General features: G+C 39.2%; 15 protein-coding genes. 7 read left to right on the top strand and 8 right to left on the bottom strand.

Translation table 11 applies throughout. The features are described 5' to 3' along the window. Nucleotides 1-360 precede the first annotated feature (360 nt). Nucleotides 361-717 carry a PadR family transcriptional regulator gene (locus ACX27_RS17655; protein ID WP_062294760.1) on the bottom strand — a complete coding sequence of 119 codons (357 nt, stop codon included), beginning with the start codon at nucleotides 715-717 and terminating at the stop codon, nucleotides 361-363. A gap of 162 nt (nucleotides 718-879) precedes the next feature. On the opposite strand from ACX27_RS17655, the gene ACX27_RS17650 reads away from it, so the two are divergent. Together ACX27_RS17650 and psb34 are read left to right on the top strand one after the other, a co-directional pair. After that, a complete protein-coding gene (locus ACX27_RS17650; RefSeq protein ID WP_062294759.1) occupies nucleotides 880-1,242 on the top strand; it encodes a hypothetical protein in 363 nt (120 codons plus the stop codon). Nucleotides 1,243-1,527: 285 nt separating this feature from the next. Beyond that, nucleotides 1,528-1,698, top strand: a complete 171-nt coding sequence (gene psb34, locus ACX27_RS31805; RefSeq protein ID WP_062294758.1) for a photosystem II assembly protein Psb34 — start codon at nucleotides 1,528-1,530, stop codon at nucleotides 1,696-1,698. Between the two features lie 98 nt (nucleotides 1,699-1,796). On the opposite strand, the gene ACX27_RS17640 is transcribed toward psb34, so the two are convergent. Beyond that, on the bottom strand, nucleotides 1,797-2,975 hold the full coding sequence (locus ACX27_RS17640) for a n-acyl-d-glucosamine 2-epimerase (protein WP_062294757.1): 1,179 nt from the start codon (nucleotides 2,973-2,975) through the stop codon (nucleotides 1,797-1,799). A 175-nt stretch (nucleotides 2,976-3,150) separates the two neighbouring features. Between ACX27_RS17640 and ACX27_RS17635 the strand changes: the two genes are divergently transcribed. Beyond that, nucleotides 3,151-3,333, top strand: a complete 183-nt coding sequence (locus tag ACX27_RS17635) for a hypothetical protein (RefSeq protein WP_062294756.1) — start codon at nucleotides 3,151-3,153, stop codon at nucleotides 3,331-3,333. 47 nt (nucleotides 3,334-3,380) lie between these two features. On the opposite strand, the gene ACX27_RS17630 is transcribed toward ACX27_RS17635, so the two are convergent. The 3 genes from ACX27_RS17630 to ACX27_RS17620 all read right to left on the bottom strand — a co-directional run bounded on the left by ACX27_RS17630 (nucleotide 3,381) and on the right by ACX27_RS17620 (nucleotide 8,006). Further along, on the bottom strand, nucleotides 3,381-4,520 hold the full coding sequence (locus tag ACX27_RS17630) for a glycosyltransferase family 4 protein (protein ID WP_062294755.1): 1,140 nt from the start codon (nucleotides 4,518-4,520) through the stop codon (nucleotides 3,381-3,383). Between the two features lie 116 nt (nucleotides 4,521-4,636). Beyond that, a complete protein-coding gene (locus ACX27_RS17625) occupies nucleotides 4,637-5,383 on the bottom strand; it encodes a PIG-L deacetylase family protein (protein WP_062294754.1) in 747 nt (248 codons plus the stop codon). Nucleotides 5,384-5,792: 409 nt separating this feature from the next. After that, nucleotides 5,793-8,006, bottom strand: a complete 2,214-nt coding sequence (locus ACX27_RS17620) for an NHL repeat-containing protein (protein ID WP_062294753.1) — start codon at nucleotides 8,004-8,006, stop codon at nucleotides 5,793-5,795. Nucleotides 8,007-8,790: 784 nt separating this feature from the next. Here ACX27_RS17620 and ACX27_RS17615 point away from each other — a divergent pair. The 3 genes from ACX27_RS17615 to ACX27_RS17605 all read left to right on the top strand — a co-directional run bounded on the left by ACX27_RS17615 (nucleotide 8,791) and on the right by ACX27_RS17605 (nucleotide 11,856). Further along, nucleotides 8,791-9,960, top strand: coding sequence for a glycosyltransferase family 4 protein (locus tag ACX27_RS17615; protein WP_062294752.1), 1,170 nt, complete (start codon nucleotides 8,791-8,793; stop codon nucleotides 9,958-9,960). A 29-nt stretch (nucleotides 9,961-9,989) separates the two neighbouring features. Further along, the gene (locus ACX27_RS17610) at nucleotides 9,990-11,177 is read left to right on the top strand and encodes a glycosyltransferase (RefSeq protein WP_062294751.1); all 1,188 of its coding nucleotides are present in this window, start codon (nucleotides 9,990-9,992) and stop codon (nucleotides 11,175-11,177) included. A 97-nt stretch (nucleotides 11,178-11,274) separates the two neighbouring features. Continuing rightward, entirely contained in the window at nucleotides 11,275-11,856 is a 582-nt protein-coding gene (locus ACX27_RS17605) for an HdeD family acid-resistance protein (protein WP_062294750.1), read from the top strand. Between the two features lie 52 nt (nucleotides 11,857-11,908). On the opposite strand, the gene ACX27_RS17600 is transcribed toward ACX27_RS17605, so the two are convergent. Beyond that, nucleotides 11,909-12,250: a hypothetical protein gene (locus ACX27_RS17600; RefSeq protein WP_062294749.1), complete on the bottom strand. Its 342-nt coding sequence runs from the start codon at nucleotides 12,248-12,250 to the stop codon at nucleotides 11,909-11,911. A 40-nt stretch (nucleotides 12,251-12,290) separates the two neighbouring features. Here ACX27_RS17600 and ACX27_RS17595 point away from each other — a divergent pair, with 40 nt between their 5' ends. Next, a complete protein-coding gene (locus tag ACX27_RS17595) occupies nucleotides 12,291-12,677 on the top strand; it encodes a DUF2808 domain-containing protein (RefSeq protein ID WP_062294748.1) in 387 nt (128 codons plus the stop codon). Between the two features lie 198 nt (nucleotides 12,678-12,875). Here the strand turns inward: ACX27_RS17595 and ACX27_RS17590 are convergent, their stop codons facing one another. Together ACX27_RS17590 and ACX27_RS17585 are read right to left on the bottom strand one after the other, a co-directional pair. Continuing rightward, nucleotides 12,876-13,424, bottom strand: coding sequence for a DUF4126 domain-containing protein (locus ACX27_RS17590; protein WP_062294747.1), 549 nt, complete (start codon nucleotides 13,422-13,424; stop codon nucleotides 12,876-12,878). A gap of 94 nt (nucleotides 13,425-13,518) precedes the next feature. Beyond that, a complete protein-coding gene (locus ACX27_RS17585) occupies nucleotides 13,519-13,854 on the bottom strand; it encodes a hypothetical protein (protein ID WP_062294746.1) in 336 nt (111 codons plus the stop codon). Nucleotides 13,855-13,912 lie beyond the last annotated feature (58 nt).

Here is a 13,912-nt window from a genome sequence, read left to right as displayed (position 1 = left end):
TTTAAGGGTTTTAAACACCTACACCCTTACAGGGAAGTCAAAATTCAAAAGTCAGAGAATTTTTGACTTTTAATTTTTGACTTGATTTTACCCCTATACCCTTCCCCAAACCCTTGATTGTTAAGTAAATCGCGTCACATCACCGTTGAAGATTTGGGATGCGATCTCGTCGCGGCTATAGCGTCTCCGGTCTGGGCTTTCATCGAAAGGTGGAAGGCGTGGATTAAAGCTAAATTTCCTTCATGATTATGGCTGTTGTAAAAAAGCAGAATCCACTCAAAGCTTGCAAATGCTTGAGTGGATTCTATTTAATCCTTATTAATTTCTACGATCTTTAATCTTTATTTGATGCCCTGAAAACTAGGCGATTACAGGTTCGTATTTGGCAATGCTTTCTCTGATATTGATCTTCTCTCGCAGGACTTCTTCACCTGAAGATGTGATTTTATAGTAACGCCTACGAGCACCACCTCTTTCTTCAGGCTCCTCATCTCCCCACTGTGATTCAACAAGCTTCCTGGCTTCCAGTCTTCGCAATGCTGGATACAAAGAACCGAATCCTATTTGGAGCTTGCCTCCACTTCCGGCTTCTATTGTTTTACTAATTTGCAATCCATAAAGTTTATCCCTCCCGGAAAGAACGGATAAGATGATTTCCTCTAAATCTGAAAGCGGATAAGCCGCTTCTCTGACCTTTTTTGTTGTTGTGTCGCCCATGAGTATATATCCTTGCCGCGCTGTTAGTTGAGCATTTCTGCTCGCATTCTCCTCTCTGTCAAAGCTGTGGGCTTTTCATTATCATTCTAGTACATATATCGACAAAAAGCTATTATCGACCATCTATAATATTAGTAGATTTTTTTTACCTGATGTCTGCTTATGTTAGTTCAGATTCAAATCCCGACATGGCTCTCAAAAGTTCTAACAGATGCTTTGTCCGGGATATTTGTCCAGGGTGTTATTTTCCTCGGACGGCAATTTGCTAAATTTATTGTTAAGGTCATTGACTATGCCAAGCAAAGACAAAAAATTGATCAAGCCGGACTTTTTAGTACATACGCCGACCTTGAAGAAATGTTGGGCGAATTTGTAGAAAAATACAGAGATTTAGCGCGAAGGACTCCCAGTATGTCGAGATGGGAGTTTTTTCGTTTGATAATGCGCGATTCACTTGGCTTGCTTAAGGGCTTGACGGCGATCGCAGTTGCTAGGCTTTTCGGCTCTGACGAAACAAGGGCATAGACTCTCTACGCTGAAAGCTATCTGGCGGAATCCGCCAGATAGCTTTGGAGCCTTACCACCAGTAATTAGTGGAATCGTGGTTATCCCTTGCCCCGTCTTAGCTTGAAAGCCATCCCAGACAAGACTAAATCGTAGCGATTGGGGATTCGTTTTACTGCGTCAGCCCTAAAGTTGATAAGTTGGCGTAATGAGAAGAATAAAATTTTTTTTTGTCAAGTCTAGTTGACGTTTTGTAACAAACTTGTTAAATTTATTTACATAAGTTAACAACCAAGGAAAACAACTATGTATACCACCGTTAATGAAGATGGCGTTTTAAACAACTATGCAACCGAACCCCAGATGTACTACGCTGAATACCCAGCAATTTGGGAACAGCGTCGTTACTTTATCCAAGGCGCAGTTGCAAGTTTGTTTGTAACAGGTTTAGTATTATTCGGTTTTGCAGTTAGCTAAGAGTTTTAGACTTCGGTATCGGTATCTCCCATCGACATTCAGACCTTCTCGTTGAACCTCGGTTAGTTTCGCCGAGGTTTTTTGTTATCAAACAGGAGTCAGGAGTCAGAACTCAAAGCCGCAAATTGTTGCCAACACAGGTATAAAGCACGGGGTACATGAAAACATCCCTTCCATTTACCGCCTTTTAGATTTAATAATACTTCGCCTCGCCGATTGAGATAGCCAAACCACTCGCCATATTCGGGATCGGCAAAGTGCTTCCAGGCGTAATCGTGCATTTTTTCATACCATTCCCAGCAGGCTGCACGTTTTGTCAGGCGATAACCCATTGCTAATGCAACTAACGATTCTAGATGTACCCACCACAACTTTTGATCCCATTCCAATTGCTGTGGCGGATGTCCATTTGCATCCATAAAGTAATACAAGCCGCCGTATTCTTCATCCCAAGCAAAATTTAAGATATTCAGTACCACATCAACAGCTTGGTCAATTGTTTGCAGATCGTTTTTCCGGCGGGCGATGTCCATAATAAACCACATCGCTTCAATACCGTGACCGGGATTAAGTAATCTGGCTTCAAAACAATTGATGTGGGAACCATCGGGGGCAACATTTTCATACATTAGTCCTCGTTTTTGGTCGAGGAAATCATTCATCACTTCCTGAACGGTTGTAGCTAAAACACTCTCTAAAGTTTCACTAGGAAGTAACCATTCCATTTCGAGAGTCAGGTTAGCTAAAATCATCGGCACAGCCAAAGCTTTCATTGGTCTTGTACCGGGATAAGTTTTAGTGTATTTACCTTTAGGATTATCTTTACGACGCAACACATTGTTGTAAGCTTGCATTGCCACATCTTTAGCCCACTCTTCACCGGAGGCTAAAGCATATTGGCTAAATGCCATTGCTGCAAAGCAATCAGAGAAAATATTGTAAGGCTGGACTAGGGGTTGACCTTCGCGCGTCAGGGCAAAATACCAATTTCCTTCGTCATCTCTGCCATGTTGGGCGAGGAACTTTGCACCATTGCTGGCAATGTTCAGCCAGTTTTCGCGTTTTTCTAATTGGTTGCACAACATCGAAAAAGTCCAGACTTGGCGGTTTTGCAACCAGATAAATTTGTCGGTGTCGTAAACTTGACCTTGACGATTTAAGCAGGTAAAGTAACCGCCTTGTTCCAAGTCTAAGGAGTGCTGTTCCCAAAATGGGAGTACGTCATTCAGGAGTGCGTTTTTGTAAAGTTCTGCCAATGCTTTAAAGTCGTACTCCATAAATTTTCACCCTTGTCTCAACACCAACAGGGTTAAATTATCTCATGCAGAGAGTTAATTAAGGATTATCGGTGGGAGTGTGGGAGCGATCGCCCTACCATACCTCATCAAACGTTAGGTTTACTCAAAACAAAATCGGTATAAAGTAATTTATAGCTTAGTACGGAGGGATATTATGCAGGAATCAGTCATTTATCGGTCTATTCAGGAAGAAGCAGAGGCAAGAACACAGAGAGAAATTGCCAATAATTCTTTACGGGAAGGTTTACCGATGGAAATGGTTGCGCGTGTAACAGGCTTATCGATCGCAGAAGTCCAACAACTCCAGCAACAACTGAATGAGTCTCTACAAAGTTAGCCCCAATTGCGTGGCGATCGCAACATCACCAGAACTTCCCAGTTAATTTAACGCATTGGGGCGGTGGGAGTTTTGATGAGTAAGACTTCTTGTGTATTCATAACGGTACGGGTGCTATAGTTTTTGACTAATTCACGGTACACATTCATTGTTTCTTCATGCACTCTTGCTGCTTTGAACCGTTCTAAATTTTGTTTGGCGCGGTTTTGCCAATATTGGAGTTGTACAGGATCACCAAGTAATTGCGTGAGAACATTGGCTAAGGTTTGACTGTCTTTTGGTGGTACAAGAATGCCAGCTTGACGATGATCTAATGTTTCGGGAATGCCGTCTACATCGCTGGCAACAATGGCACAACCAGCTTCTCTCGCTTCTGTTAAGACTAAACCAAAAGATTCGCAGTAAGAAGCCAAAACAAAGATATCACTGGCCAGCATATAACGTTGGGGTTCTGGCTGAAAACCTTCAAAATGAATGCGTTGACGTAGTTCGCCGCAGGCTATGTTTTCTACTATTGCTTCAAATATTGAACGATCTGGGCCGTCACCAACTAAATATAAGTGTGCTGCGGGGAAGTTGGGGGCAATTTTTGTAAATGCGGTGATTAATTCTGCAATGCCTTTACGAGTATACATTCCAGCAACAGTGGTGATAGCTGGACGATGTAAGGGTAGAGGTTGGTAATCTTGAATGCTGGGGTGGCGAGGACTACCTAATGTGCCGTTGGCAACTACGCATAATTTATTTTGGGGTATACCACGGCGAACCATAGAATCATATACGGCTTGGCTGACGGCGATGACTCGATCTGCCAATCCCATTAAGACAGCACTACGTTGAAACTCGTTGTGAACTGTAGAGACTAAATGATAGTTGTCAGCTTTGCGTAGAACTCCGGCTAGTACAACGCCTGTCATCATGTGTGCATGAACAATATCTGGCTGAAATTGCTGGATAATTTCTTTAAAACGCCAAGCAGCTTTAATTAGGTTGAGGGGTTGTCTGCATTGATTGAGGTGAAAGTGTTTGATGTTATGTTGTGCTAGTAAAGTTTCAAATCCACCACCAGCCGAAGCAACAGCTACATCATGTCCATCTTGTGATTGTAGACAGGCTAAATCTACTGCTACATTCACAATTCCATTACCAATTTTTTCTACATGATTTGTAATATGTAAGATTTTCATAGGATTTTTCTCTATAGATGTAATTGATAGCTAGAAGGCAGGAGGCAGGAGGTAGAAGGCAGGAGCAAAAACATTACTATTCCTGATATAAGACAGTCATAACTAAGTCAAAATAATTAAGATTCAACTTTAAAAAATATCTCATAAGCACCCAAGAAGCGATTAACAAAACCAGGAGGTAAACTTTCAAGTTGAGAGGTATAGGCGGCGATCGCCTGATTTTTCTTCTGCTGTACTGAGGTAATAGGAAAACTATAAGCGGTGGCTATATCTGATAATTTGAGCATAATAAATAATGGCGCTCTCCAAAATAACCAAATCGGATATTGAAATAATTCAACTTTAATTTTTGCTTGCTTAATTGCCGCTTTAACCAAAGGGTATGTAGCCTCATGATCTCGATGACAATCTTTGCAATGTGGTAGATAAACTTCCTCTGGTTGATAATGTTTTAGGAGTGCAGTAATTTGGGCGATCGCTGCTTGTTTTTCATGACTGTTTAAAGCTTGCAAATACCCATCTGCTTTATCTAAAAAGTAAATTGCTGATGTCTCTACACCCAATATATTTAATGCTTTAATTGCTTCTTGTTTACGGGTTTGAATAATTTTATTTCTTGATTCTGTATCTATATCTCTTGAACCTTGACCATTGGTGAGAAATACCACTATTACTGGAATATTTTGCTCACGTTTATAAGCAATCATCCCTCCACAACCAAATGTTTCATCATCTTGGTGGGGAGAAAATACCATCACAGATTTTTGATTAAGTTGTAATGGTTGACTTCCCTTTAGTAAAATCCAACGAGTTATCAAGCTGGAATGAATATATTGCATCCGTTCCAGCAAAATACCTGGCATTAGTTTTTGTAAATTTTGTAAATATTTTTTTTATCTGCATATATATTTGGGTAAATAATCTGGGTATATAGATAATCTATGATGATTAGCAAATTAAATTAGAGCTATATTCTTTATACTTTTTATTTCTACTTTTTCAGCTTGTTTTTGGCGATTGTACATAAACTTTATGCGGTGCTTCTAGTAAAATGTATTTAGTATGATAATTCACTTCTGATAGAGAGGGAAGGTAATTTATTTGTTTATTTGATGAAAAAATAGCATTCAATGTGAAGCAATTTCTATTATTAATAAATATTGATTTTTAGTAGCAAAATACTACATTTTATATAAATTAATTTGCATAAATAGATCCCCAACTTCTTTAAGAAGTCGGGGATCTAAAACGAACTAATTTTTACCAAATCAACTAACTTTTAAAGCGATACATAATTACTTTCCCTTTCCAATTTTCTTCTACAAACACTACATATTCACCATTAGAACGTCGCAAAGCGCGGATACCTTGGGGTATATCAATCCAACCACTTTCACCTGCAACTTCTGTTCCTGGTTTTAATGTTTTGACAGTAGCGCCTGTTTTGGCATTGTAAACATAAACTTCTGCGGTTTTCATTTTCACGGCAAATACATAGTCGCCAGCTACACTCATAGCGGCGGTGGCTACTTCGCGCTTACCTGTGGTGTCGTGAGGAACGACAACGCGCCAACGGAGTGTGGGATTATTACCTTTACGCCAGTTATCAAAGCGGAGAATTTCGGAACCTACGACTCCGCTATCATCACCAATCGCAGGATGATCAACCGTAAAGCCTGATAAATACATCGTATCTGTTTCGGGAAAGTATTCGATGCGGCGGACATCGGTAATCATGCTAGGAGTTTTCTGCTTCTCCATAGAACTATAGCTATAGATGGGATTACCATACTTATCAAGTCCTTGCAGGGGATAATGGCGAATCCCAATTCCATCTTGAGTGCGTAAAGTTTTCCAAATATCACCTTTACGATCAACCCACCAACCACCTAAGTAGGGATAGTCTTCACTTTGATCATATTCACCTTGATCAAATTTACCGTTACCGTTGCGATCGCGCCAAATCCATTCTCCTTTATTTGGTTGATAAGGCGGCCAATTTCCGCTAACTGATTTTTCTCCACCGCCATTTGTCCCTGCAAACATCCCAGCGGGAATCGCAATATTACCATCCTTCGCAGAGTCAAAGCGGTAAATTTGCATAAAGCTGGCATACATATTTGTCAGGAATAAAAACCGCTTACCTTGAATGCGGCGAACAAAGGTAGCATCTGGGGAAGTGTGCAAGCGGGGATCTTGGGGATATTTAAAGGGATTTAAGGTGTAAGCTTTGTAAGTCCATTGCTTACCTGCTGGTTGGTTGTAGTCCATCAAAAAGTGTTCTTGTTTTGTGAACACTTCTAAAGCATCGGTTTTAGGATCTGCGTCGGCGTTATCCACAAATAATAATCCGTGTAAATGCCATATTGGTTTTCCCGATGAGGAAAACTTGCGTAAATCTGTACCTGAGTTGTTAAATCCATTGCTATTAACATAGATATTCCCAGAACTATCGGTACCGACTCCGCTAATTCCGTATAGTTTTAATGGTTGTACTTCTCCTGGCGTACCCGCATAAACTCCGCCTTTCATCCCAAAAGTACCAACCTGCACAGGCTGATTTTTGATGTTGTAAATTAATACTTGCTGACGTTGACTGTTGTCTGCAACTAAAAGTCTACCTTGATGATCAATGGCGATCGCAGTTGGTTTAGTGATATTGGTAATTTGTGAGGCTAATTGCTTACCTGTGGGTGAGTAGTGGGAAATTTTGTTTTGGTTGTGAATTACCCAAAGATTTGCTTGTTTATCAATAGCGATCGCACCAGGACGCACTACACTAAAACTACGTAGTTCCTGCATAGTTTCGCTATTGTATACGCGAATTTTATTCGTTGCTGAATCACTTACATATAACTCATTTCCCGCAGTTGCTAATCCAGTAACTTCACTTTGATTACTGATAATTAACATACTTTTATCCCAACCCCTTCCCCCATTAAAAGGTGCTGGTTTTCCCTCTAAGTTATAGCGTCTGACAGTGTACCAAGTCGTCTTATCTGGGGGATAATCTTGATCTGTTTTGCCGACTGAACCTTGCGCTAAGGCAATATAAATATATTTACTATTGGCTGTAACTGCTTTACCACCAGTGCGACTCCAGCCGTGAGTGTCTTCCACAATGCCAATTACATTGCCATCTTTATATATACCTGCTTCTCTACCAGCTTCATCCCAATGACTGTTAGTATAAACTGTGCCATTAGGTGCGACATACATCGCTTCAATATTATTTTGTACCCACTTATTACCACCGCCAAAGCTATTACCTATCCAAGAGGTGTTATAGGTACTAGCTGCTACACCTGTAACACTGGTTTCAGTGGTTATATCAAGGGAAAAAGCCAGCAATATCACAGCTATTCCCATCAGCATAAAATAAATAGGTTTTAACTGTCGATTATTGCCTAATTTGAATATTTTCTGAATATATTTATGCAGTTGTTGATGGACTTTCATCAACTTTTGATGTGTATTTTTTGGCATAATCTACTTAATATTTACGTGAAAATTAGATATCAAAAATTTCGCCATTCAAATAGTTTTAGCGACAAATTAGCTATCAATAGCGTGCAGATATTTTTGTGCTGACTGATACAATCAACCCAAATAAGTATCAATAGATAATGCTAAAAAACCCTGGTTTATTACTGTCGATGGTAGGATGTTATGGATTTTTTCACCTGATATGAGTCTGCCTGTGAAAGCTTTCAAAAATTAAGACTAGTATTTAAGCTTAATTTTTTCAGGACATATTACATAGATAACAAACACTGGGTATTTGAAAATTGATATTTATCTAAAATTCATGAAAAACACATAGATTTTTCAAGTAGCCAAGAAGAATTCATAAAATTATCTTCATATTTGTAGCAAAACTTACTGAACAATAGCTAAAAACAGTAAAACTGAATACAGAGAATCAATAATTTCACCTAAAATAAATATCTTTGATGACTTAAAGATTATTTAGCAGCAGAAATCCTGTAATTTAAATCACAAATTTTCTGCTTGACACCAGAATCTAAATAGTTTATAAATTATTGTCCTCTGCAAAAACACTTGTCTTTGATGATTGGCTTTTGAAATTTTAGTAGTTAGATATATAAAATCAAAATCTGCATCTAGTCAGACCTAAAGAATGCTGATTTTGGTAAAAATTACAGGATATAAATATTAGTCTGATTAATCTACTGCAAAATTAAAAAAGAAATAACTTGAGAGTGATGGTAATAAAACACACACTCGAACAATCATAGGAGATTTAAAAGTGGGATGTAAAAACGAAAATTTTAATACTAAGTCTGCATCTATACTGACACTTGGCTTGGGTTGGTTTCCTAAAACACCAGGAGGATTAGAAAGATATATTTATGAACTAACGCATCAATTAGCCAACCGTCAAGACCAAATAGAATTATGTGGAGTTGGTTTACCAGAAATTGATATAAATTCACCAATAAAATTAACTAACTTAGCTTCTCCTGAACAGCCAATTTGGCAAAGACTTTGGTCTATTCGCAATAACTTTAAAAAAAGTAGAATCGGAAAACCAGATGCAATTAATTTGCATTTTGCATTATATAGCTTTCCGATTATAGATATTTTACCGCAAAATGTACCTATTACTTTTAACTTTCATGGCCCTTGGGCATCAGAAAGTGAGCAAGAAGTAGCTACTAATAAATTTAGTATTATTATCAAGCGTTTATTAATTGAAAAAAGCACTTATAATCGCTGCGATCGCTTTATTGTTCTGAGTAAAGCATTCGGCAATATTTTACATCAACAATATCAAGTCCCTTGGGAAAAAATTCACATTATTCCTGGTGGTGTAAATATTCATCGCTTTCAGCCAAACTTATCACCACAAGAGGCAAGACAGCAATTAGGCTGGCCAGATGATCGACCGATATTATTTACATCCCGCCGCTTGGTTTATCGCATGGGTATTGATAAATTGTTACAAGCTTTAGCTATAATTAAACCTAAAATTCCTGATGTTTGGTTAGCAATTGCTGGTCGTGGTTATATGCAAGATGCACTACAACAGCAAGCCAAAGAATTAGGACTAGAAAACACAGTTAAATTTTTAGGTTTTCTCCCAGATGAGCAATTACCTATAGCTTACCAAGCTGCTGATTTAACAGTTATGCCTAGCCAATCTTTTGAAGGCTTTGGTTTAGCGGTAGTTGAATCTTTAGCTTGTGGTACACCTGTTTTATGTACACCTGTTGGGGGAATGCCAGAAATTTTAAGGCAATTTTCACCCGATTTAATTACCAGTTCTATAGAAGTTTATGACATAGCTGAAAAGTTAAAAAATATCCTCTTAGGAGAAATTCAACTTCCTTCCCGTCAAACTTGCCGTGATTATGCTGTAACTAATTATGACTGGTCTTTAATCGCGCAAAAAGTTCGTGATATTATCTTAGCTTAAAATCTAAATTTAAAAATATTTAATATTTTATGAAAATTCTATTTTTAGACCAAAGTGGTAAACCTGGCGGTGCAGAACTTTGTTTAATTGATATTGCTAAACCATACCGCGATCGCGCTTTAGTTGGTTTGTTTGCCGATGGTGATTTTAAAACCTTACTCCAGCAGCATCAAATCCCAGTTGAAGTATTAACAACAAAACCAATTCAAGTCCAAAAACAAAGCAATTTATTGCAAGCACTAGCCAGTATTAAACAACTAGTACCTTTAATAATTAAAGTTGTAAAATTAGCGAAAAAATATGATGTAATTTATGCCAATACCCAAAAAGCACTAGTTATTGGCGCAATAGCAAGTTTTTTATCTCGTCGTCCCTTAGTTTATCATTTACACGATATTCTTTCATTAGAACACTTTAGCTCAATTAACTTGCGAGTTGCTGTTACCTTAGCTAATACTTTTGCATCATTAGTCATTGCTAATTCCCAGGCAAGTCAAACAGCATTTGTACAAGCTGGAGGTAAGCCGGAAATCACAGCCATTGTTTATAACGGTTTTGATAGTCAAAAATATCAGATTTCTGATGTTGAAATTCAAAAAATCCGGCAAGATTTAGACTTAGAAGGCAAATTTGTCGTTGGACATTTCAGCCGTCTTGCACCCTGGAAAGGACAACATATTTTAATTGAAGCATTATCACAATCCCCGCCACAAGTCACAGCACTTTTAGTTGGGGATGCTTTATTTGGTGAACAAGATTATGTAGAAGAATTACACCAACAAGTTGCCAAACTAGGGTTAGAAAATCGCATCCAATTTTTAGGATTTCGTGCTGACATTCCACAGTTAATGTCCGCTTGCAATTTAGTGGCTCATACTTCCACTGCGCCAGAACCCTTTGGTAGAGTTATTGTTGAGGCAATGTTGTGCGGTACACCTGTAGTCGCAACCAAAGCCGGCGGCGCGATTGAATTAGTCGAACATGGTGTCAATGGTTTTTTAACCACACCCGGCGACTCCCAAAAACTAGCCAAAGTAATTAACACCTGTGTTCAAGAAATAGAAATCACTACAGCGATCGCTGATTATGCCAGAAATATTGCCAGTCAGCGTTTTGATATTGCAACTATTAATCAGCAAATTTCCCAATTATTGAGTTTAGTGAAAATAGGACTGAGTAATACTAAGGTAGTAAATTTTGAGGATGATCAGGATTAATTTACTACCAATGTGTCTATCTTAAGGCTCTGTCTAGCCTGAGAAAAAATTTTTAACCTAATCTTAGAGTTCGCTGAAGATTAAGGAAAAATTTTGTATGACAAACGATATTACTACTAATAGCAACGAGTCCAGCGATATTAACAAGCAAGTTAATACTTCAATTGTAATTGGCGCTCTTTTGATTATTTTAGGGATTCTAGCGATCGCCTTACCTGTGTTTACAACCATATTTGCTGAGACTTGGGTGGCGCTAATTCTGATGTCTGCGGGATTTGCCAAGCTCGTTTATGCTACTCATACCCGCCGCGAAGGAGGTTTTCTATTAAAAATTCTCTTAAGCGGACTTTATATTGCTACAGGTGTGATGCTGTTAGTTTATCCTCGAACTGGGATTCTCACACTTACTTTGTTAATCGGTAGCTTTTTGCTCACAGAAGGTACATTCGAGTTAATTTTGGCATTTCGTTTACGTCCCCAACAAAACTGGACATGGGTATTAGGTAATGGTATTGTTACCCTATTTTTAGGCGCACTTATTTGGTTCCAGTTTCCCAGCAATGCACCTTGGCTACTAGGCACATTATTAGGCTCTAGCATTGTGGTTACTGGTATTTCTCGCGTCATGCTGTCGTTAAATGCGCGTTCTAGCTTACCTGAATCTAATCAAGCTGCTTAGATTTTACTTGCTTTGAGTAGAGACTTTGCACTGCAAAGTCTCTACTTATAAACTACAAACCAACTAATTCCCGTGATTCATAATCAGTCAGTTGTTGCGCGATCGCTAATCTTGCCTCTAACTTCGCTACACTAAACTGGTTACGCAGATATTCTAAATGCGCCATCGCATTAGCTTTTTCTACAGTTAGTTGAATTTGCGTATCCACCGCCTTTTGATATTCGTGATTCAACAGCAGCACTTCAAACCGTCGTGCCTTGCGTTGAGCATCATTTTTCAAATCCACATCAAAAGCCGCCGCGCGATCTGCATTCCCTTCAAAGCGGTTAATTTGCTGCTGTACTGCCATCAACTGCGAGTCTAGTTCATTTACACGTTGAGCAGCCTGAGCGATCGCAGCTACCTGTCTTCCGGCTCAGGCTCAAAGACAAGATATGTCTTACAATAGCACTGCTCCGCGAATTAGCAGTACCAGTGGTTACGATAGTACTCACACAATTACTGTTTACACAGGTATGCAGCCCTTATCTTACCTGATAGTTAGACCTTCAGATGCTCTAAAAGTTAGCAATGATATTGACGTGACTGATCAATCTGGTCGTCGTGTTGAGGCTAACATTTCTAGACAAGATGAGAGAATGATTAGAATTAATTTCTCTCAACCAGTTCCTCCTGGCACTAATCTCAATATTGCTTTTAGGAATATAGATTTTGCCAATGCCTTTCCTAACAGAAGCTTTGTTTACTATGATGTTTCCGGTGGATACATCGGTTTATCACGAGAAGTTCCCTATGGTTTAGCCCAAGTTCAGGTATATTAATTTTGGGGTTAAAAGGTAATTAAAAAGTAGAAGCATTGCACAATAATTTTTCTACTTTTTCCTATCTTTTAAGCTAGATATAGCAATCCTAAATTATGCGTCAATAACAAGATACCCGACTTCTTAAAGAAATCGGGTATCTGAAGTTTGGTATAGCACTCATATTATTCGGAATTCTGACGTTTAAAGTCTACTCTACTAATAAATATTATTCTTTTGATAACGCCAGTCGTACCATTGTTTAGCACTACGCACAGCAAACCACAACAGTACTAAAGCAATTATTCCTCCTTGCCACGGCGCATCAAAGGCAAATAAAACTAAGGCAATGCAGAGAGTATCTTGCAGAAAAGCCGCCCACAAAGGTAAGCCACGTAAGCGATAAAACCAACCAATTTGCACCAGTTGTAATACTAAAGCTAATAATCCACCCGTTAAAGCAATCAACCAGTCTGGTGTATCTGTAGCGGAAGCAACAGCTAAACCCATAATTGCCCCCACTAAAGGAGATAACAATAGTTCAACTACCTGTATTACTCTTTGTCCCAGCAATTTTTTGCTGCCAAAAAATTCCAGTAATGACCAACTGGTAAGTAAGCACAACAAAATCTTGGGGGAAATGTGAGATAAAATCGGAGTCTGCGACCACAAGTTGCTGCCCTGCAACAGTCCGATAATTAATAAAGGTATGCCTATTCTTAATCCTGCTGCCGCAGAAGCAGAAAGCATGGCAAGTATTTCAACCATGAGGGCAATTGCTAGATAAGGATTTGTTATTTATACTACCCAGTGTTGCTCAAAATTACAGCACCTAGAGGAAGAATTTAGTAATTGTTGTGATTTAAATTACTAAATTTTGCTCTGTAGTAGCACTATCTCCGACGAATGGAATTCGCACGCCAGTGAGGGAGTCGGCAAAGCCGACGACAGTCGCCTCAAGTCGAGCCAGCGCGTTGCGGTGAGCAGTCCGTTGGGCGGCTTTGCCGACTTGAAGGAACTGCGAACCCGAAGGGAGGTTCCCTCCGTTGTAGCGACTGGCGTGGGAAACCCTTTCAGCAGTTCCTCCTGGGGGAAACCCCCAAGACCGGACTGCTTCACCACGGCGCTGTCTCCCCAACGCACTGGCTCGGCTATAAAAACAAAGTCCGCCTGCGCGGACTAACACCAATTCACTCAAATCTTGCTTGGTGCTTTTATAGCTTTACAAAGCTACACCTCTACACCCTCTGTATTTC

Origin of the sequence: Nostoc piscinale CENA21 (genome assembly GCF_001298445.1) — a bacterium.
GTDB lineage: Bacteria > Cyanobacteriota > Cyanobacteriia > Cyanobacteriales > Nostocaceae > Nostoc_B > Nostoc_B piscinale_A.
This window is presented reverse-complemented; position numbering and strand designations above follow the sequence as displayed.

Bases quoted from the DNA above. Each gene is read 5' to 3' on its own strand.
- ACX27_RS17630 (WP_062294755.1), bottom strand. From the start codon at position 4,520: ATGAAAATCTTACATATTACAAATCATGTAGAAAAAATTGGTAATGGA.
- ACX27_RS17590 (WP_062294747.1), bottom strand. From the start codon at position 13,424: ATGGTTGAAATACTTGCCATGCTTTCTGCTTCTGCGGCAGCAGGATTA.
- ACX27_RS17655 (WP_062294760.1), bottom strand. From the start codon at position 717: ATGGGCGACACAACAACAAAAAAGGTCAGAGAAGCGGCTTATCCGCTT.
- ACX27_RS17620 (WP_062294753.1), bottom strand. From the start codon at position 8,006: ATGCCAAAAAATACACATCAAAAGTTGATGAAAGTCCATCAACAACTG.
- psb34 (WP_062294758.1), top strand. From the start codon at position 1,528: ATGTATACCACCGTTAATGAAGATGGCGTTTTAAACAACTATGCAACC.
- ACX27_RS17625 (WP_062294754.1), bottom strand. From the start codon at position 5,383: ATGCCAGGTATTTTGCTGGAACGGATGCAATATATTCATTCCAGCTTG.
- ACX27_RS17650 (WP_062294759.1), top strand. From the start codon at position 880: ATGTTAGTTCAGATTCAAATCCCGACATGGCTCTCAAAAGTTCTAACA.
- ACX27_RS17595 (WP_062294748.1), top strand. From the start codon at position 12,291: ATGTCTTACAATAGCACTGCTCCGCGAATTAGCAGTACCAGTGGTTAC.
- ACX27_RS17640 (WP_062294757.1), bottom strand. From the start codon at position 2,975: ATGGAGTACGACTTTAAAGCATTGGCAGAACTTTACAAAAACGCACTC.
- ACX27_RS17635 (WP_062294756.1), top strand. From the start codon at position 3,151: ATGCAGGAATCAGTCATTTATCGGTCTATTCAGGAAGAAGCAGAGGCA.
- ACX27_RS17605 (WP_062294750.1), top strand. From the start codon at position 11,275: ATGACAAACGATATTACTACTAATAGCAACGAGTCCAGCGATATTAAC.
- ACX27_RS17610 (WP_062294751.1), top strand. From the start codon at position 9,990: ATGAAAATTCTATTTTTAGACCAAAGTGGTAAACCTGGCGGTGCAGAA.